General features: G+C 43.2%; 16 protein-coding genes. 5 read left to right on the forward strand and 11 right to left on the reverse strand.

The window, feature by feature from the left end; all coding sequences use genetic code 11:
- Window positions 1–113: 113 nt before the first annotated feature.
- Genes FD17_RS02585 through FD17_RS02600 form a run of 4 tightly spaced genes read right to left on the reverse strand, consistent with a single transcriptional unit; the run spans window position 114 to window position 3,106 of the window.
- Complete coding sequence (locus FD17_RS02585) at window positions 114–914, reverse strand: energy-coupling factor ABC transporter ATP-binding protein (protein WP_057823357.1); 801 nt, start codon at window positions 912–914, stop codon at window positions 114–116.
- Window positions 901–1,737, reverse strand: a complete 837-nt coding sequence (locus FD17_RS02590) for an ABC transporter ATP-binding protein (protein ID WP_057823359.1) — start codon at window positions 1,735–1,737, stop codon at window positions 901–903. Before FD17_RS02590 ends, FD17_RS02585 begins: the two co-directional genes overlap by 14 nt.
- A complete protein-coding gene (locus tag FD17_RS02595; RefSeq protein WP_057823361.1) occupies window positions 1,710–2,504 on the reverse strand; it encodes an energy-coupling factor transporter transmembrane component T in 795 nt (264 codons plus the stop codon). The genes FD17_RS02590 and FD17_RS02595 overlap by 28 nt, the downstream gene beginning before the upstream one ends.
- Window positions 2,504–3,106: a hypothetical protein gene (locus tag FD17_RS02600; protein ID WP_057823363.1), complete on the reverse strand. Its 603-nt coding sequence runs from the start codon at window positions 3,104–3,106 to the stop codon at window positions 2,504–2,506. Before FD17_RS02600 ends, FD17_RS02595 begins: the two co-directional genes overlap by 1 nt.
- Before the next feature lie 256 nt (window positions 3,107–3,362).
- Here FD17_RS02600 and FD17_RS02605 point away from each other — a divergent pair, with 256 nt between their 5' ends.
- Entirely contained in the window at window positions 3,363–4,196 is an 834-nt protein-coding gene (locus FD17_RS02605) for a C40 family peptidase (protein WP_057823364.1), read from the forward strand.
- Between the two features lie 68 nt (window positions 4,197–4,264).
- Here the strand turns inward: FD17_RS02605 and FD17_RS02610 are convergent, their stop codons facing one another.
- Window positions 4,265–5,602 carry an APC family permease gene (locus tag FD17_RS02610; protein WP_057823367.1) on the reverse strand — a complete coding sequence of 446 codons (1,338 nt, stop codon included), beginning with the start codon at window positions 5,600–5,602 and terminating at the stop codon, window positions 4,265–4,267.
- Window positions 5,603–5,625: 23 nt separating this feature from the next.
- Window positions 5,626–7,077, reverse strand: coding sequence for an MFS transporter (locus FD17_RS02615; RefSeq protein WP_057823368.1), 1,452 nt, complete (start codon window positions 7,075–7,077; stop codon window positions 5,626–5,628).
- Window positions 7,078–7,240: 163 nt separating this feature from the next.
- Between FD17_RS02615 and mazE the strand changes: the two genes are divergently transcribed.
- Both mazE and FD17_RS02625 read left to right on the forward strand, forming a co-directional pair.
- Window positions 7,241–7,477 carry a type II toxin-antitoxin system PemI/MazE family antitoxin gene (gene mazE, locus FD17_RS02620; RefSeq protein WP_057823371.1) on the forward strand — a complete coding sequence of 79 codons (237 nt, stop codon included), beginning with the start codon at window positions 7,241–7,243 and terminating at the stop codon, window positions 7,475–7,477.
- Window positions 7,467–7,835: a type II toxin-antitoxin system PemK/MazF family toxin gene (locus FD17_RS02625; protein WP_057823373.1), complete on the forward strand. Its 369-nt coding sequence runs from the start codon at window positions 7,467–7,469 to the stop codon at window positions 7,833–7,835. Before mazE ends, FD17_RS02625 begins: the two co-directional genes overlap by 11 nt.
- A 53-nt stretch (window positions 7,836–7,888) precedes the next feature.
- On the opposite strand, the gene recQ is transcribed toward FD17_RS02625, so the two are convergent.
- Entirely contained in the window at window positions 7,889–9,664 is a 1,776-nt protein-coding gene (recQ, locus tag FD17_RS02630) for a DNA helicase RecQ (protein ID WP_057823375.1), read from the reverse strand.
- A gap of 144 nt (window positions 9,665–9,808) precedes the next feature.
- Here recQ and FD17_RS02635 point away from each other — a divergent pair, with 144 nt between their 5' ends.
- On the forward strand, window positions 9,809–11,077 hold the full coding sequence (locus FD17_RS02635) for a DUF389 domain-containing protein (protein ID WP_057823377.1): 1,269 nt from the start codon (window positions 9,809–9,811) through the stop codon (window positions 11,075–11,077).
- An 82-nt stretch (window positions 11,078–11,159) separates the two neighbouring features.
- On the opposite strand, the gene FD17_RS02640 is transcribed toward FD17_RS02635, so the two are convergent.
- The 4 genes from FD17_RS02640 to FD17_RS02655 form a co-directional block, all read right to left on the reverse strand.
- Window positions 11,160–12,041 (reverse strand): tyrosine-protein phosphatase, encoded by an 882-nt coding sequence (locus FD17_RS02640; protein ID WP_235803157.1) that lies wholly within the window; start codon window positions 12,039–12,041, stop codon window positions 11,160–11,162.
- A 145-nt stretch (window positions 12,042–12,186) separates the two neighbouring features.
- Window positions 12,187–14,316, reverse strand: coding sequence for a DUF5776 domain-containing protein (locus FD17_RS02645; RefSeq protein WP_057823378.1), 2,130 nt, complete (start codon window positions 14,314–14,316; stop codon window positions 12,187–12,189).
- Between the two features lie 162 nt (window positions 14,317–14,478).
- Complete coding sequence (locus FD17_RS02650; RefSeq protein WP_057823379.1) at window positions 14,479–16,380, reverse strand: DUF5776 domain-containing protein; 1,902 nt, start codon at window positions 16,378–16,380, stop codon at window positions 14,479–14,481.
- Window positions 16,381–16,769: 389 nt separating this feature from the next.
- On the reverse strand, window positions 16,770–17,096 hold the full coding sequence (locus FD17_RS02655; protein WP_235803158.1) for a flavodoxin family protein: 327 nt from the start codon (window positions 17,094–17,096) through the stop codon (window positions 16,770–16,772).
- 196 nt (window positions 17,097–17,292) lie between these two features.
- Here FD17_RS02655 and spxB point away from each other — a divergent pair, with 196 nt between their 5' ends.
- A complete protein-coding gene (spxB, locus tag FD17_RS02660) occupies window positions 17,293–19,053 on the forward strand; it encodes a pyruvate oxidase (protein ID WP_057823380.1) in 1,761 nt (586 codons plus the stop codon).
- Window positions 19,054–19,075 lie beyond the last annotated feature (22 nt).

Below are 19,075 nucleotides of genomic sequence, written 5' to 3' on the forward strand. Positions count from 1 at the left end.
GACACCATCTCTTTTCAACGTTTAGTCATGCTTTTAAGTGTACCGCTAAATAATCCTATCGGAAATAGGATTTTTCGCTCCCAGATAAAAAAGCCGCCAGTTCTGACAGCTTTTCACTGAACTATATTTTGATTTTGGTAATCTTGTGGCGATAAATATGTCTTGGAATCACCCAACATCTCGGCTAATTCCATTATTTTCGGTGGCAATAGTCCCACTCGCTGGAGTAGTTCCCGGTCACCAAACAAGTCCCTTGGTGTTCCGCTGAATTTGATCTCACCGTGTTCCATTACTGTCACTGAGTGGAATTCTTCAGCCACCCAATCCATATCATGGGTAATGGTGATCACTTGATGGCCAGTCGCTGACAGCTCACGGAAAATATCCGTGACCATCCGTTTACTTGGCCAATCTAATGACATCATTGGCTCATCGAACAAGTAAATTTCCGGATCGACTGCCAAGACGGTCGCAATCGTCAACAACTTTCGTTCCGATAGGGACAAGTCATATGGATTCTCATCAGATTTATCCGCCAACCCAACCTTTTTAAGAACTTCGACGGCACGTGCCGCATTCTGATCCTTATCTGAATTGACCTGAGAGAGACTCCATTCGACTTCTCGTTTGACCGTCGCATTGAACAACTGATCATCAGGATTTTGAAAGGTAATGCCAATCTTTTTCAACCGTTCACTGGGTTTGAAATCATTCAAGACAACACCGTCAATCGTGATCCTACCGGCATCCTGCTTCAAAAGTCCAGTCAACAGTTTAAAGATTGTCGACTTCCCAGCACCATTCTGGCCAACGATAGCGGTCATCGAGTCCGAAAACAAGTGTTGTTCAACGTTTAAATTAAACGATTTTTCCGGATAGGCAAACTGTAAGTTATGAAGCTCAATTTGTGGCATCAAAAGCCTCCTTCAATTCCTCGGCAGCAACGGGAAAGACATCTCCTGTTAACCGCCAATTCATCTTTTCGGCCATCTGATAGACCGTTGGTGTAGGTATCTGCCACTCAGGTGACAAGTGATTAAAGACATCCTGGGGGCTTCCTTGAGACACCAGTTCACCTTCACTCATGATCCAAATTGAATCCGCAACCTCGCACAAATCGTCAATCTCACTGCTGACAATGAACACAGTGGTATCTTTGACGGTCGTTAGCCAATGAAAGAACTGCTGGCGGCCAACCGGGTCCATTTCACTGGTGGGATCATCCATGATCAAAATTTGAGGCTGCGTAATGATGGCCGTTGCAATGGCCAGCCGCTGCATTTGGCCGCCAGACAAGCTTTCAGGCTTTTGTCGCAGTTGGTCGGTTAATCCCATTTGAGCAGCAACATTTGCCACCCGCTTGCTGATAACGTCAGCTGAGGTCCCTTGATTAATCAGATCAAACGCCAGCTCGTCGGCAACTGTATCGGCTAGGCCACTCAGTTGACCAGCTGGATTTTGAAGCACCACGCCAGTTGACGTATTAAAGGCAGTCCAATCGTCCATTGGTGATCGGCCGGCAATGGTGTATGTGCCGCTGATTGTTGCCGAAATAATTTTGGGAATGATTCCCGCCAGGACTCGGCACAACGTTGATTTGCCTGAATGGCTGTTGCCAACAATGCCAATGATCTGGCCAATTGGCGTGTTGATATTAATATTTTTAAGTTGAGACGTCTCCATGCCGGAATATCGGACATTGAGATTCTCTAAAACAATCCGTTTATCTTCGTCCATAATTTCCACCCGATTAAAACAACCGCGATCATCGTCAAACCTATGTGCCACATACCAGCCAACCGGTAATGCGTATCAGCTTTCAGCGCTTTTCGTTTAGGATTGTCAAATCCCCGCAGCTGCAGAGAAATTGAGCGCGTCATCGATTGGTCGAGCGTCTTGATAACCAACGGAATTAATACCGGCAATACCGATTTTAATTTTTGGAGAATTGTCCGTTGTGGATTAACGCCCCTCACCCGTTGAGCCTGCTGAATTTTACGCATGTTGCCCATGATTTCTGGCAGGATATAACATACTGACATCAAAACATACACCGTCTTATACGAAAGACCAGACTGTTCCAAATATTTGGCATTCTCCGAGATCGTTGTGGTCACCATAAAGAAGCCACTGGCTAAGATAATCACCAAAACCCGTGAACCAAGCGTCGTGGCGTACATCAGACCTTCCTTGTAGAAATTGATCCCAAGGACGGAGAACAGAACTGTCTGATTTTTACTGTAGAACAACCCTTGAATAACCAACATGGTGAAAATCAAGAACAGGCTGAAGCCGAGCGCCTTGACGGTTGTCGAACTGATTTTTGAAAATACCAGCAACAAAAATGCCGCCGTAATCAGTCCGGCTTCCATTATCAAATTGGTGCCAGCAAAGCTCAGCAATGCCATATCCAAGATGAACAGCAGCTTGGTAATTGGATCAACTGCGTTATACCATTTTGATTTGCCCGCGGACTCGTCCGAGAGCATGCTTTGATCAGTCATTATTTATCATCCCTAAAAAATCGGACCATCCGTTGCGGTAATTGACGGTAAATGAAGAACGCCAAGTAAGCGACACAGACTTTGTCCAAAATATCCAATACAAATTCATCAGTAAATGAAGCCAACCAGACAGGCAAATGATTTGCGACCATGACGGCAAAGAGTGAATCTCCCCAGGCAATCCCGGTCTGACCACCCCAGAAAATAACGTTGAGCGGTGTTGAAATAACTGCTGAAACAATGGCGATAATAATTGCTGAAACAAATACTTTCTTAGCTGATGAGAACCAGCCTCTTGCGTGAAGAATTCCGACTGCGATACCTATTCCAATACTTGTAATCGCGTAGACAGTGGAAATTGGTGATAAGGTCAAGCCATAAATGACGTTATTGATGAAACCACTGATAGCTCCGGCAACTGGTCCTGCCAACATGCTGGCGAGAAATGTTCCCAAAGATCCCAGCCAGACGGGTAATTTCAATCCTTCCGCCAATGCTTTGGCAACGTAATTGATCCCAACAGCTGCTGGAATCAGCGTCATTGTTGCTGCTGACAACTTAAACTTCCACATACTTGTTCGATTAATCGGTTCTGTTTTCATAATTTGCTCCTTTAATTCCAAATTAGTCATAAAAGTAATGTCGACTTTTAAGTAAAAGTAAAAAATACTTTTAATTTGACTTGGCATTTATTCTACAATTTTCACAAAAAATGTCAAGAACTCAGAATCTTTAAGAAAGCGGAAAATATTTCAAATTTTGCTAAGGAAACCATAAGATGGCGACCCATAGGTATCAATTCAATTTATGTATGCTAATACTGTAATTAAATATGAATGTTCACTTGGGGGTAAAATCATGATACATAAACATCGCAAATTGTTCATTATAACTGGAACAATCGTTTTCGTCTTCTTAATTGCAGCACTATTCGTCAAAGCTGCTCTCAGTCCGGACAGCACGCCTGCACCAGTATCAGCAATCAAACAAGATATCGCACCCAATAAAGTCTTTGAGTCCTACAAGTACCCTTACGACTTGGAGATTATTCACTCTGACGCAAAAGTCTATTCCAAGCCTGCCGGTACCCGGGGCTCCAAATACCTTGGGACAGTCAAAGCCAATCACCTTTCACACAAGATCACTGGTTTGACTCGTTCCGATCTGAACCACCTGCGGTCAGAGGGTTACATCTCCTTCAAACAATCTCACCATCAATATTGGATCAGTGCCCAAAATGTCCATTTTCGAAACCTCAACAAGCTTCGCGGCAACGATCCAAAAGTGGAAGCAGCTATCAATGCAGGCCTGAAGTTAGTCGGCAAATCCAAATATGATTATGGTGGCGGCCGAAATCTCAGTGACATTAAGCACCATAAATTTGATTGCTCGTCCTTTGTCCGTTATTGCTACGGCAGGGCCGGCATCACGTTGGGCAATATGGACAGCGTGACGACCTACACCCTGGTTGCGATGGGTAAGCCGGTTAAGTTTCAGAATATGAAACGCGGTGATATTTTCTTCTTCACTAATTCAAAGGGTCAAGTCAATTCCCATGTCGCCATTTATCTGGGTGATCATTTATTCCTGCATGACCACGGTCAATCGGATACCGGTGGTGTGGGCATCTCAACGCTGAATGCACCAGGTTGGCTGAAAGAAACCAACGGAACCGTGCGAAGAATTGCTTAGAATATTGAATAAGGTCTGATACATTTTCACACTGTATCAGACCTTTTGATTTCTCAAAAATATTTAATTTAAAACGGCTTGTCCTTCTCGGCGATATCTCGTCGAAGTCCCTTTGCCTGACGATCTCGGTCGTCGTAGAAGTACCAAACGCCACTGAGTGCAAAGACAACGACCCCAGCAATAATCAATTCCCATGAGAAGCTGAAAATCAGATACATCGTCACTAACAGCGCAATGATGGGGATCAAATTACCCCCTGGCAACCGAAATCCTTGCGGTAATTTACTGTGATTTCGCAGTTTAATTGCCGCCAAAATGGTTGGCACATATTGAACAAACGAGGTAAAGACGATGCAGGATGCCAAGAACAGGTAGTTCCCGGAAAAGAGCATCAACGCACAAATCCCACATGATAACAATAGCGAGACCATTGGAACGCCACGCTGATTCTGCTTACCCAAAACATGTGGTAACAGCTGATGTTCCGTGGCGAGCGAACTGGCAATTGTTGGAGTAGAAAAAGATACTGACAAAGCCACTCCCAGAATGGAAATGAGCATCCCCACCAACGCAAGATCATAGCCAATCGTGCCGGCAATATGGTAGAACGAAGCGGCAATCGGTACATTGTCATTCGCCAAGCTACTCCCGGACACACCAATTGCGGCCAGCTGGACCACCATATACAAGGTGGCCGATGTCAGCAACACACTGATCAGCGCTTTGGGCAGCGTTTTCTCAGGATTGTCCATCTTAGAAGCCGCAATCGGTAGAAATGAAAAGCCGGTAAACATATAAAAGACCATTCCAAATCCCTGATTAAACCGGCCAAACAATGATGAACCAGCGGATCCGGCATCCGTCACATGACCAAAATTCGCGGGGTGAATGAAGAATAACGCCAATGCCACAAATATAACCAGCACGCTGATTTTGGCAACCGTTGAGATGTTATCAACCCAGTCCATGAAGCCAGAACCAAATAAATTTAAAATCGTCAGCACCGCCAGGATCCCCAGCGTCGTTGCCAGATAATATGCATGCTGATTCAGGCTGGGAATAACGCTTCGAAGACCGGTGACGAAGGCTGATATTTCAGTCGCCATGGTTACAATGCCCAAAAGCCAGGTAAAGATGCCGATTTCAAAGCCGGCAAATTTACCAAACGCTGTGTACGTGTACAACCACGCACCCCCGTCGCCAGGAATCTTGCTGGCCAAATTGGCGAAACACAGCGCAATCATCAGAATTGAAACCCCGGCCAATGGCATTACCACTGCACTCAAGTCACCAATTTTGGCGTACACCCGACTGGGCATCAGAAAAATCCCGGAGCCGACAATCCCATCGACACCGAGAAGAAAGACGCTGAGAAAATTAAGTGTTTTAATTCGTCTATGTGCCACTTAAAAGACTTCCTTACTTTGAACTAAGCTGACTCTTTTTCAGCCGATTTACCGGTCTTCCTTTTTGAATCCAAGTAACGAACCAGCACCAAAACCAAAGCCAAGGCGGAAATCACGGTTGCAGCCCAGAAAACATTTGCAAAAGCATGCATGAACCTGATACCGACTGTCGGCGAGACCCGTTTAATTCCAGGAAGCTGGAAGAACAGCAATGATGAACCAAAACTGATTCCGATCGTCATCCCCAATGTCCGGGCAAATGAATTCAGCGAGCCGGCAATCCCAGATAACTTTTTGTCAACCAGTCCCATGGTTAAAGCATTGTTTGGTGACAGGAAGATCGCCATACCAATACCATTTAACACAATTGGTGGAATAATCTTCCACATATCAAGTCCATTCGGGAAGAATGCGTAGCCAACCTGGGAAACCATCAAAATCAGCAATCCAACCACTGTCATCAATTCACAATTAATTCGATCAGCCAAGATCCCCGCAAATGGTGTCGTGCAAAGCATGGTCACCGACTGAAGCATGATAATTAAGCCACTGTAAAACGCAGTCATGCCATTATAACTTTGAAAATAAAATGGCAGTAAAATATTTGAAACGGCATTGACCAGCATCACCAGAGCCAGTGCGGTAACGGAGGTCACAAAGCCCAGATTACCAATCACTTCTGGCGCAATCCATGGTAGATTGGATTTTTTATCTTGGACAAAGGCCAAAAGTGAAATCGCACCACCACCGATAAAGAACGCTAACCCCATTAACAGCCCGGAACGGCCGCTTTGGAAGAACGAACCACTCAAGAAGAAGATAATAATGCCAAGAGTGAACAGGTTCTGGCCAGTCCAGTTGGCACCTTTGGTTACTTCGCGGACCCGTGCCCATGATTCTTTGGGAACCGGCAGAAATTTGAACCCCAACCAAAGAATCACAATGCCTAAAGGAACGTTAATCCAGTAAATCCATCGCCAGCTAGATGCGGATATAATCAGGCCGCCAATCCCAGGACCGGAGATTGAGCCGACAGAGATAAACATCGAAATAACCGCCAGCGCTTCGGCCCGTCGTTTGTCAGGAAAATACTGCGTCACAATTCCCATCGAGTTTGCCATAATCATGGCAGAACCAATCGCTTCAATCACCCGACCAAATAAAATAATCGCATATGCTGGCGCAAAACCGGTAATCGCCGATCCAACCACGAACGTCACACCACCATCCAAGAAGACCACGTTTTTAGACAAGATGTCCCCAATGTGGCCAAACACCACCAGCAAAATGGCGGTGGTAATCAAGCCGATTTGCACAATCCAAGTCGCCATACTACTGGAAATATCCATATCAATCGCAATTTTTGGAATCGCCAGGTTCGTACTCGATCCAGCCAAGGCGGTCAGAAATGAAAACATCCCCAAGACCGCAATAATTGAATAACTTTTCCCCTTATTTTCAGCGTTGTCAGCCATAATATCCCCCCTAGTTTTCAACTTTATTTATAACACTAATTCAAGGAAAAATTGGGAATGGTGCTTGAATGATTTGGGGGAACGTCAACAGATAAGAATGTTTTAGTGCCATTTATTGACATCTATGTAATCACATATATAATTACATTAGGTGGTGATATTTATGAATGTAAAAACTCGTAAACAAGGTAATTCATTAGTCATAACAATTCCTTCAGAATTCAAAATTGATGAGAATGTTGAATATACACCAGTAAAGGATGAAAATGGTGTTATTTCATTTGTACCAGTACATCATAATATCTTTGATGAAAATCCAAACTATGACTTTAAAAAAGCACTAAAAGAAATGGACATTCAAGATAATGGGAAAGCTGTGGGTAAAGAAGATGTCTGGTAATATTCAATATCCGGATCAAGGAGACTTGATTTGGATCGATGCTGAACCGCATGCTGGACATGAATATGGTGGGCATGATTCAAAAAATCACAACATTCGCAGACCCATGTTGGTTGTCAGTTCTGATAAGTACAATCATCGAACTGGAATGGTTGTCGGGTTTCCTATTACATCAAGGATCCCCAATCACTTCCCAGCATCTTTAAAAATTAGCTCTAACAACATTCACGGATACGCTATATTAACTAATTTACTTGGCTATGACTTCTGTGCCCGTAATGGTGAAATTGTTGACCATATTCCAAACAACATTAAAGTTAGATCACTTGATGCAATCAAAGATATTTTCGATTTATAAAAAGTTCGCCATCCCAATTTGAGATGACGAACTTTTTGTGTATTCAACTTTAATTACGCTTTAACTTCAGTTTTTTGCTGCTCCTGATAATTTGAAATCACATCCAGGAACTGCTCACCATACTTATCCAGCTTGTTTTCCCCGACACCTTTCACATCCAGCATCTGAGAATCATTGGTTGGCATCACAGCGCTCATTTCATGCAAGGTCTTATCAGAGAAAATCACAAATGGCGGAACACCCTGCTTCTCGGCCAGCTCTCGTCGTAATTGACGCAAAGCTTCGAACAAATCATCATTTTCAGATAATGCTTTAGTGGCCTTAATGGAAATCTTCCGGGAAACTTTTTCTTTTCCTTGGAGAACATCGGCACCCAAAGCCGTTACTTTGAGCACTGGGAATTGACCACCGCTGGCTGTTAAATATCCGGTTGCGGTCAAATAATCAATCAGACCAACGACATCTTTTTGATGCATGCCTTTCATAATCCCATAAGTTGAAAGGTCGTCAAAGTGAAACTGCCTGATTTTCTGAACTTTTGATCCAGTCAATACTTGGGCAACCAGGCTCTTACCAAAGCGTTCCTTCATCCGCAGAACACACGACAATACTTTTTGAGTATCAACGGTGATGTCCTGCGATTCTCTGGTATCCAGGCAGTTACTGCATCGCCCACAAGTTGGGCCTTCATCCCCAAAATACTGCAGGATAAACTGTTGGAGACATTGCTGAGTATTGGCATACTGAGTCATGATCTGGAGCTTCTTGTAAGCCCGCCGCTTACTTTCATCATCCCGTTCGGACTGATCAATGAAGAAGTGCTGGGTCTGAACATCCCGTAATTTGAACAGGAGAATCGCTTCGCTGGGAAGTCCATCACGACCAGCCCTGCCAGCTTCTTGATAGTATTCTTCCAAGCTGCCGGGAACCGAATCATGGATCACAAAACGGACATTACTCTTATCGATTCCCATTCCAAATGCATTGGTGGCAACCATGATCAATGCCCGATCATATAGAAAATCATCCTGATTCTCGCGGCGTTGTTCCTTTCTCATGCCACCATGATACATTGTTACGGAAAACTCGTGCTTTTTGAGAAGCTTGGTCAGCCGTTCAACTTCTTTTCGCGTGCTGGCATAGATGATGCCGGATTCACTTGAATTCAGTTTCAAATAATCAAGCAAATACTTGTCACTATCCTGCCCTTTGATCACCTTGAAGGCCAAGTTATCCCGCTCAAAGCCGGTCTTGACCTCTTCATTAATATGCAGTCGCTGTTTAATGTCATCGGCGACTTGTGGTGTAGCCGTTGCCGTCAGCGCAACGATTGTCGGATTTGACGGTAATTCATGGAGTCGTTCGGTCAATGCCAAATAACTTGGTCGAAAGTCGTGGCCCCATTGGGAAATACAGTGAGCTTCATCGACAGCTACCAAATCAATCGGTAAACCGGCTAGTCGGGAGAAAGCACCAGAATCCAGGCGTTCTGGAGACACGTACAATAATTTAACATCGCCATTGCGGGCCTGGACGAACCGATCATCGATTTCGTCAAAGTCCAGACTACTGTTGATAAAGGTCGCCGGGATACCATTTTCATTTAAGCCATCGACTTGATCCTTCATTAAGGCAATCAGAGGTGAAACAACCAGTGTCAAACCTTCCTCCAGCATTGCCGGGATCTGATAACACAGGGATTTCCCACCACCAGTCGGCATGATGGTTAAGACATTCTTGTGTGCCATAATGTCGTCGATAACAGCTTGCTGTCCCGGGCGAAAGCTGTCGTATCCAAATTTAGTTTTTAGAAGTTCTTGGGGCGTCATTTCGTCAGTCCTCTTTTTTCGAATAATCACACCTTCTAGTATACGAAAATTATGGCCGACTGTCTGCCTCGAGCGTCAAAGATTAAAACATTTCGGCTTTATGATATTCTAAAATCAGCATACTAACTGAAGCGGGTGATTATAATGCAGCAAATCTCAATGCCAACTTTAAATCAAAATATTAGAAATGGATTGAACTTCACTTGGTCGACTCAGGCAATCTTATTCTGTGCGATCATCATTGCTTGTATCGGGCTAAACGTGGATTCTGCGCCGATTGTCATTGGTGCCATGCTGATCTCGCCGTTGATGGCACCGGTTGTCGGGATTGGTTATGGTCTGGGCAATAGTAATTCCAAAATATTGATCCAATCCCTGCGTCTGCTGTTCATCCAGGTGACGATTGCGATTGTTGGGGCGACTCTTTATTTCTTCATCTCACCTTTAAACGCCACCAGCGCACAACTTCTCGCAAGAACCGAGCCAACGCTTTGGGACGTCTTGATTGCGTTGGTTGGTGGCTTTGCCGGAATCATCAGTTCCGCCAAAAAAGACGGTGGCAACATTGTGCCCGGAGTTGCCATCGCCACTGCCTTGATGCCGCCACTTTGTACCGTTGGCTATGGCATCAGCCATTTGAACACAACCTTCATTGTCGGTGCCGGCTACCTGTTTTTGATCAACGCCTTCTTCATCGCGTTGGCAACGGCCATTGGCACAATTTTCTTCCGCGTTCGCAGTGGCGAAAAGCTCAATGTGCCGGTCCGCCAGCAGATCGTGCTCTTACTCATCTCGATCATCATAGTCATTCCCAGTTCAATTTCTGCATATTCAATCGTGCATAACTCATACATCAATACCCAACTATCCCAATTTATTGAAGCGAAATTAAACGACCAGTACATTACGAAGCAATCGGTTTCTGGGAAACAAATCGAGCTGTCGGTGATTGGCAAACGGCTCAGCGAAGAACAGGTTAAAGACCTTACAAAATCATTGAAAGACTATCATCTTGATGGCTACCAACTTGAGCTCAAGCAATTAACCAAAGGTAATTACATCACGCCAAAGGAATTTCAAAGTTATATCAAACAGACCGGTGACACTGATGCCATCCAGGAGAACGTGAACTCAACCGGTACCAGCATCGATACTGGGACAAGTCGTAACAGTAAAGTGTTAAAACACATTCAAACTGATCTGACCAAACGATATCCAAAGGAAATTTCAGACATATATGTTGGTAAGGTGAAGGATAAAGACGACAGCGCTAAACAGCTGGTGATGATTGACCTATCTAAAACAGGTGAATCCAGCAGGTCGAAAATTAAAAAAACTGCTGACAAATTAGCTGCCGATGAAGATGTTCAGACAACCGTTCAATTTGTCGATGGTTCAGCGAAAAAATCATAATTACTGATTGAAAGAAAAAAGACGGCACTTCGTCGAATTGTAATCGACGAGGCACCGTCTATTTCATCATTTGTAAATATCTTTATTTCTCCAAATATTTATTTTGCAATTTGGTTAAATCAGCTTGGCTTAATCCGAGGCCTTTTTCAAGGAACCCTTTCATTGAGCCGTAATGAGTTTCGGCTTCTTTATATGCTTCGTCCAAATAAGCTTTTTCAACAATCAATCCATAGTAATCCTTCTTAATCGTGGCTTTGCTGGCACCCTTCTTTTTTAGTTCGGCAAGTGCCTGGTCATTGGTTGCTTTACGGTATTTGTTGGATAGTAAGTAATCTTTGTAGATGGTAGACTTGTTAACGCCGAGAGCAGTCATAATCAGCGCGGTACCAAATCCTGCTCGATCCTTACCGGCACTACAATGCCATAACACAGCTTCATTACTTGGTACGGTTAACAATTCATGAAATAGAGTTTTGTATGCCTGACGGCCTTGAGCTGTGTCGACAAAGTACTTGTAATAGTCGATCATCCCAGTTTGGCCATCGGCAATCTTGTAGTTTTGCTTATCTTCTGCATCCGAGACAACCGGATCCTTCACATATTTGACCCCAGCCATCTTCTTATCAGGGGCCTCTTTCATTTCAGCCGGTGTTCGTAAATCAACATCCACGGCCACGCGATGTTGTTTTGTTAAAATGGCTTCATCATTTGCGGTCAGTGTATTCAGCTTGGCTGAGCGAACCAGCATGTTGGGCTTAATGACTTTACCGGATTCGGTTTTGTAGCCACCTAAATCACGGACATTAACTGCGCCTTCCAGCTTGATCTGTGAGCCCGGTACAACCGTTTCTTTGGTTGTTTGGGTGGCTGCAATCGCGGTCGGTGCAGCATAATGGGATGCAACGGGTGCTCCAACGGAAAATAAACCTAAAGTAATAGCAATTAACGCAATTTGCTTTTTCAAGATTGTTTCCTCCAATTACCCTTTAATATGTTACGGGTACATCATAGAACCCGCTTGTAAAGTTCAGGTAAAAGGAGCGTAAAGGTTTGGTTGAAATACAAAATAAAGCACCAACCTCAATCATGTGAGGTTGGTGCTTATTTGACTAATAGGACAGTTTTACGAATTTAGGATTGGCGGTAATGTAACCACCCTTAACCTGGAACCGCTTGGTGCCGGACTTGGTATTATCATACTTGTGGCTGTAATCATAAGCCCTGATACTAATCTTAGTTCCCTTCTTGTAATGACCATTCTTCTTAGTGGTATTGACAGTGGTGTACCGATTAATCGCTTTTTTAACGACCACTCGTTTCGGTTGTTTCTGACTGCCACTGATCACAAGCTTTCGATTGGCAGTGATAAAGTTGCCGTTGCCTAGCATGTAACGGGTTGTCAAATTATGCTTCACAATTGAGTTGACTTTCAAGACAGTTCCCTGTTTGAAGTTTTTAATCTTTGTTCCCAAATGTTTTTCGTTATATTCATTAACACCATTGGCACTAATCACCGTGACGGTCTTTGGCTGTGCCCTATAATAGACTGGACGAACATACTTCTGGTTGGCAGTGATGTAGCCAACCTTCGCTGCATGTTTGCTGTGATGGTTGACGTCACGAACTTTATACCTCAGCGCGCCACCCTTGGACCGTTGATAATCCAGGACCACAAACATCGGCCGATTAATTCTTGGCTTCTTCACGTACATCGCAATTCGCTGAGACTTTTTGAAATCAGCGTGTTTATAAATGTAAATCTTCTTGAGTGAATAGACGACGCCATTCTTAACCTGGGCGTAGTTTGGCAATTGTGTTCCATCTGGAAGTGTTGGACGAGTTGGAAATACCGGTACTGTCGGTGTTGGAGTAGCCGGTGGATTTGGCGTGTTGGGATTTACCGGATTAACCGGATTACCGTTCTTTGTGTAAACCAGCTTGAATGTCTGGGCAGTATCGCTGATCTTGCCAGTCTGTGCCGGATCGTACTTCTTAAATGTATATCCGGCAATATTTAATTTATATTGATTAGTCGACAAGTCGAATGCCTGGTCAATGTTACCGGTAATTGTCTGGGCTGCATGAATTGAATTGCCCTGCTCATCAACGTATTGAACGGTCACCGGCTGAGCAGTTTGTGGGGTGATTGTGTATGGCATCAGATATCGTAATACCACAACATCTCGCATATCTGGATAAACGTAGTTGGCAATCATGTAATAGGTATAGGGGTTTTGAACCACTTTGGCAGAACCACCCCATGGATTAGTGGTATCAATACCTGGCATGATTTGATCAGATAAGCCTTGATACTCAAAATCATCCCCAACAATTTTCTGGGTTCCTTTCACGGTACCGTTTCTGAAAACCTGTATGCCTTGATAAGGACTATTTGCATCCAGTGGAATGCCAAAACCTGCACCAGATAGTTCCAATGCGTCCCGTTGGTATGGCTGATATGATTTAATGTCTGAAGCTTTAACATTCTTTGGCAACGCATTCACGAACGGTGCTTTCCATGTATAAGAGTTGGTATGAAGGTTTTGAACTGGAAAAATGACCGTTTGATCCAAATAATTGAACCCATTTGTGTATTGATCAGCGTCAAGAACATTCAGGTTGGAGATGCAATTGACGTTAATATAAAGTGTTTTGACATCTGGTAACTTGGCAATTGGTGAAATATCGGAGATTCGGTTCCCACTCAAGTCAATATAAGTTAATTTTGTTAAACTTTTCAGCGGCGATATATCAACAATATCTCCATGGAAGAATTCTGGACCATAGTTCAAATCTGTTGCAAGTTTGAGATTCGTTAGGTTTTTTGCATACTCGATTCCTGTAAGCGAATAATTCCCTGGATTAACACTTGCAGGTCCAATTGCGCCGTTACCCCCATCGATCAATTGGGTGGCAACATTTTCATCATAGGTGCCAATCGGCCAACTCAGGCTTGTCAATTTCCCGAGGTCGGTTTTAAAAGTGTCAGCGGTAAAATCGCTCATCTTAAAATCAGGTCGCACAATATTTTGGCTCTTCATATTGAGTAAAACCAATTCCTGAAGCTTTTGATTCGGCATGATTTCATTAATGGCCTGTTGATCAGTTGCGTCGGCTTTAACGACAATGCAAGTAAAATTGTTGCCGGTGTTTAAGTTGGTATTTAAAGAAGCAAACGAAAAGAATACGAGTGAAATCAGCGATACAATAGTTCCTAATATCCATTTAGTGACTTTCATGACACTGCCCTCCTCAAATATGACTATCTACTCATTAAGATGATAGCATGGATGTAAGCGCTTTATTGATTTATTGCTTGTGAAAATGTCCCCAATAAATATGTCCCATCAAATAAAACACCAACCCTAGAATGTCATCTAAAGTTGGTGCTTTATTTAATATTAATAATATACATTTACATATTTGCTGTTGGCAGTCACATAACCACCTGGAACATGGTAACGCATTGTTCCATGCTTCTTCGCAGAATATCGATCAGAGTAGGTCCAAGATTTTACTTTTAGAATTGATCCTTTCTTGATGAGTTTGTTTCGCTTGCTGAAATCGGCATTATTATAACGGTAGATGACTTTCTTTACTTTAATCTTTTGTGGCTGTTTGGTTTCACCGCTAATCACCAACTTTCGGTTACCAGTAACATAGTTTCCATTCGCTAATTGGTAACGAGTGGTCAGGTTATGATGCACAAATCCGATCACTTTCAAGGTTGTTCCCTGCTTGAGGTTTCTAACCTTGCCGGTCAAATTCTTGTTGGTATATTCATTGACGCCGGTTGGGTTAATCACCGTTACCTTTTTGTGATTACTTTGATAGTAAACTGGACGGACAAAACGCCATGAGGCTGTGAGATACCCCTTCATGCCGGAAGTCTTTGAATGATGGTTAACATCTTTCACGATGTAACGCAACTTTCCTTGGCTATCCTTGGCGTAATTGAGGACAACAAACATTGGTCGATTAATCCGGGGCTTCTTGGTATACGCAGCAATCCGTTGAGACTTTTTAAAATTAGCGTGTTTATACAGATAAATCTTATTCAGTGAATAGACCACACCGCCTTTTGCGCCAGCATAGTTAGGCAGCTGGGTTCCATCAGGCATTGTTGGACGAGTAGGAAATACCGGTACGGTTGGCTTTACATCAGGCTTTACATCTGGTGTCGGGCCAGGTCCCGGATTTGGCGGGGTGACATTACTCTTCTTATATTTGAAAGTAATTGTCGTATCCTGGCTGAGCTTGCCCGTCAAATTCTTATCACTGATTAAAGTATAACCGGCAATATCCGGAGCAGTTTCGTTATAGCTTTCGTTGGCAGGAATTGTCTTTGTTTGATCTTTTTGGGAAGCGATTGGTTGACCGTTTTCATCAAGGTATCGAATCGTCAATGTGTTGGCAAACTTTTCATAGACATAAGTGTTGGTCGAGCCTGGATCAAGATTTGTCAAAACAGTTCCATAATAAGTTAAAACGTCCAACGGATAAATATGTTGGTAGGTAATATCGTTAACTGGCACGTCAGCCCGCAGCCCGGCAAACAGTTTGTCAGCTGAGAACACGTATGTTCCATCGCTTTTAGGCTTTCGCATGACCAATGCCGTAAATTTATAATTACCAATTGTCGTTGGGAAGTTCGGATCTCGTTTGGGCAGATCAGCATTTAGGTAAGTCTTGGATTCTTTTAATTGCTTACCATAGATGTCAGTGTAAAATATCTTAACTTTGTCACTTTCTTTGTTTTGAGCATCAGGAGTCAACGTAATTTTATTAGGTTTTGTCGACTGATGATCTTCAAAGACAAAATAGACATTAGTGACGGAAACATCTGCCAGTCTTTTTGGCCAATTAACATCGACAAAAGTAAAATTCATGGTTGTGTCTTTTTGATCCCGGAAATACATTTTCCCAATGTCCGTTTTTTGATCATTGTAAAACCCTCGAAAAGTGTATCTGCCATTATCAAAAGACATCTTTAGATATTTTGAAGCGTCAAAATAGGTATCGAAATATTTGTCAGTTGAACGTACCGTGATTTCTTGATTATTAAATGGGACATCAATCGGATCGCCATAAAGGTCGACGCCGTGCAGCACATATTTCACTTCATTTACATCAGCCGATACTTGGGTCGACCGAAATAAAGAAAAGTGATGGTCATTTTCAGAATTATCCCGATTAAACAAATTAATTCCGAAAATAATTAACAGAGTCATCAAAGCAACAGTAAATCCCTTTAGTAGACAGGTGAAATAACGCCTTTCATTCTTACTTGAGTTTGCCATCATGATCGACCTCCTATGGTGCGGTAACTGCGATCTTGCCAATGTGTTATATACCATATTACATCTTAATTATACTTGGTTAACACACGACTGTCATTATTTTTGGCTGGAGTCGAAACGCTTCATAAGTAATTTATGAGTAATTGGGATTCCAAATAATCATGTTTAATAACAAGCTTCTGTGATGACGTGTTCGTCTCTCATATATTTACTAATATGTTCTTTAAACTTCCTTAACAAAAAGGACGATCCTCACAACTAACACCTGTGAGAATCGTCCTTATTTGTATCATATATAATAATCAGACTCGAAAACTATTCGGTCTCCGTCTCCTGAGCAAATTCCGAAATTTCTTCTTTTTGATGGCCATTGATATTGCCTAATTTAGGCATCAAGCATGCAGGAATAAGTGATCGGTCTCCACTTTGATTCCCTTTTTATCCAAAATCTTGGTTAACTGCTTCTCGACCGTAAACAAACTGCCGGAAGTTCCAAACAAGAATACTTCTTTGACCATCTTTGGATCAAGATTGCGGGCAAAGTCCTTCAAATGGGCGTCCACATTTAAATTATAGACACCGCCGCCAAGATATAATCGATCAACCGGCTCACTAATTGGTGTGTCGATTGTCTTTGCTTCAAGATTTAATTGCTTGCCCAACAAATTGGCAAGCTTTTCAGTATTCCCCGTGCGTGAATAATATCTAATTGCATCCATATTTGCCATCTCCTAAAATCAGTATAGTTCTGTATGCGCTTACTTTCAATTAAGAACGCTAATCCTTGGCGCTTGCCTGATTGAGGTGAAATAACTTCGAAGTTAAAAGTAAAGCGTTTACATTTCACAAATATGGCACTACACTTAAGTAAGTAACAAGAAGATAATACAAATAGTCTTAGGGGGTTATTTATTTATGGTTGAAACAATTAGTGGTTCAGATGCTGTTCTTAAAGTTTTGGAACAATGGGGTGTTAAGAACATCTACGGCCTGCCAGGCGGCTCATTTGACTCGACCATGAATGCAATTCACAATCAAAAAAATGAAATCAACTACATTCAAGTCCGTCACGAAGAAGCTGGCGCAATCGCCGCTGCCGCAACCGCAAAGCTGACCGGCAAAGTGGGCGTTTACTTCGGCTCAGCTGGTCCTGGCGCTGTTCATCTATTGAACGGGCTTTACGATGCCAAAAGTGACGGTGTTCCTGTCGTTGCCTTGGTCGCTCAAGTTCCTACCAGCAACATGAACATGGACTTCTTCCAGGCAATGGATGAAGAACCCATTTTCGATGACGTTGCCGTTTGGAACCGCACCGCAATGACAGCTCAATCACTGCCGCAAATGACTGACGAAGCAATCCGTCAAGCCTACATGAAACATGGTGTTGCCGTTTTGACAATTCCAAAGGATTTGGGTTGGGCTGACATTAAGGATACTTACGAGCCAAATGTTAAGTCTCATCAAACACCAATCTATCCAAGTCCCCGTCCTGAAGATGTTCAAGACGCCGTTAAGCTGATTAATGAAGCAAAGTCTCCTATGATTTACTTCGGAATTGGTGCTAAGGACGCTGCCGATGAATTGAAGGAAGCTTCCGAAAAGTTCAAGATGCCATTAGTTTCATCATTCCTTGCAAAGGGTATTATTCCTGACGACTACCCTGCCTACCTTGGATCAACCGGACGAGTTGCACCAAAGCCGGGTTCGGAAGTTGGCTTCAACACAGACTTAATTCTCTGGGTCGGCACCAACGTTCCATTCAGTGTCTTCCTGTTTAATAAGCACGCCAAAGTTATTCAAATTGATATTCAAAGTGAAAAGCTTGGCAAACGCCGTCACAACGATGTTTCAATGCTGGCTGATTCTAAAGCCGCACTGCGAGCCATTCTGGATGCCGGTGAAAGCCGTGAGCCATCTGATTTGTACGAAGCAGCCATTGCTGACAAGAAGAACTGGACCGACTGGCAGGACAGCTTCAAAGACTCGGATGAGATGCCCGTTCGTCCAGAACCAATCTTTGATGTTTTAAACCATACTGCCTCTGACAAAGCTGTCTTCGCTGTTGATGTCGGCAATGTCGATATCAACTTCGAGCGTTTGATCAACATGCATGGCGATCAGAAGTGGGCAACTTCAGGCATTTACGCAACCATGGGCTTTGCATTGCCAGCATCAATCGCAGCTAAACTGGAATATCCGGATCGTGACGTTTACAGCTTGAGTGGTGACGGTGGCTTTGCGATGTTGATGGAAGAGGTTATGACCCAAGCCAAATACAACTTGCATGTTGTCAACATCATCTTCACCAACGAAACTCTTGGCTTCATTGAAGCTGAACAGACTGATGATACAAATCAGCCACTGGAAGGTGTTGATTTACCCGACACCAACTGGGCCGAAGTCACTAAGGGTATGGGCGCCGTTACCTACACCGTCCACACCAAGGAAGATATGCAAAAGGCCATCGAGGACGCAAAGCAGACCGACAAGCCGGTTGTCATCGATGTTAAATTAACTCACAAGATGCCGTTAACCACTCAACACATGTTCATCGACACCTCATGGCAGGATAAAGATAAAGTTGCTGAATTCGTCAAGAAGTATGACGCTCAAGACTTGAAACCATTGAGCTACTTCTTGAAGGAAGCAAAAAATAAAGAACTTCAAACGAACTAACGTTTAATAAAGTCCGATAAAA

Origin of the sequence: Lentilactobacillus sunkii DSM 19904 (assembly GCF_001435575.1) — a bacterium.
Lineage (GTDB): Bacteria > Bacillota > Bacilli > Lactobacillales > Lactobacillaceae > Lentilactobacillus > Lentilactobacillus sunkii.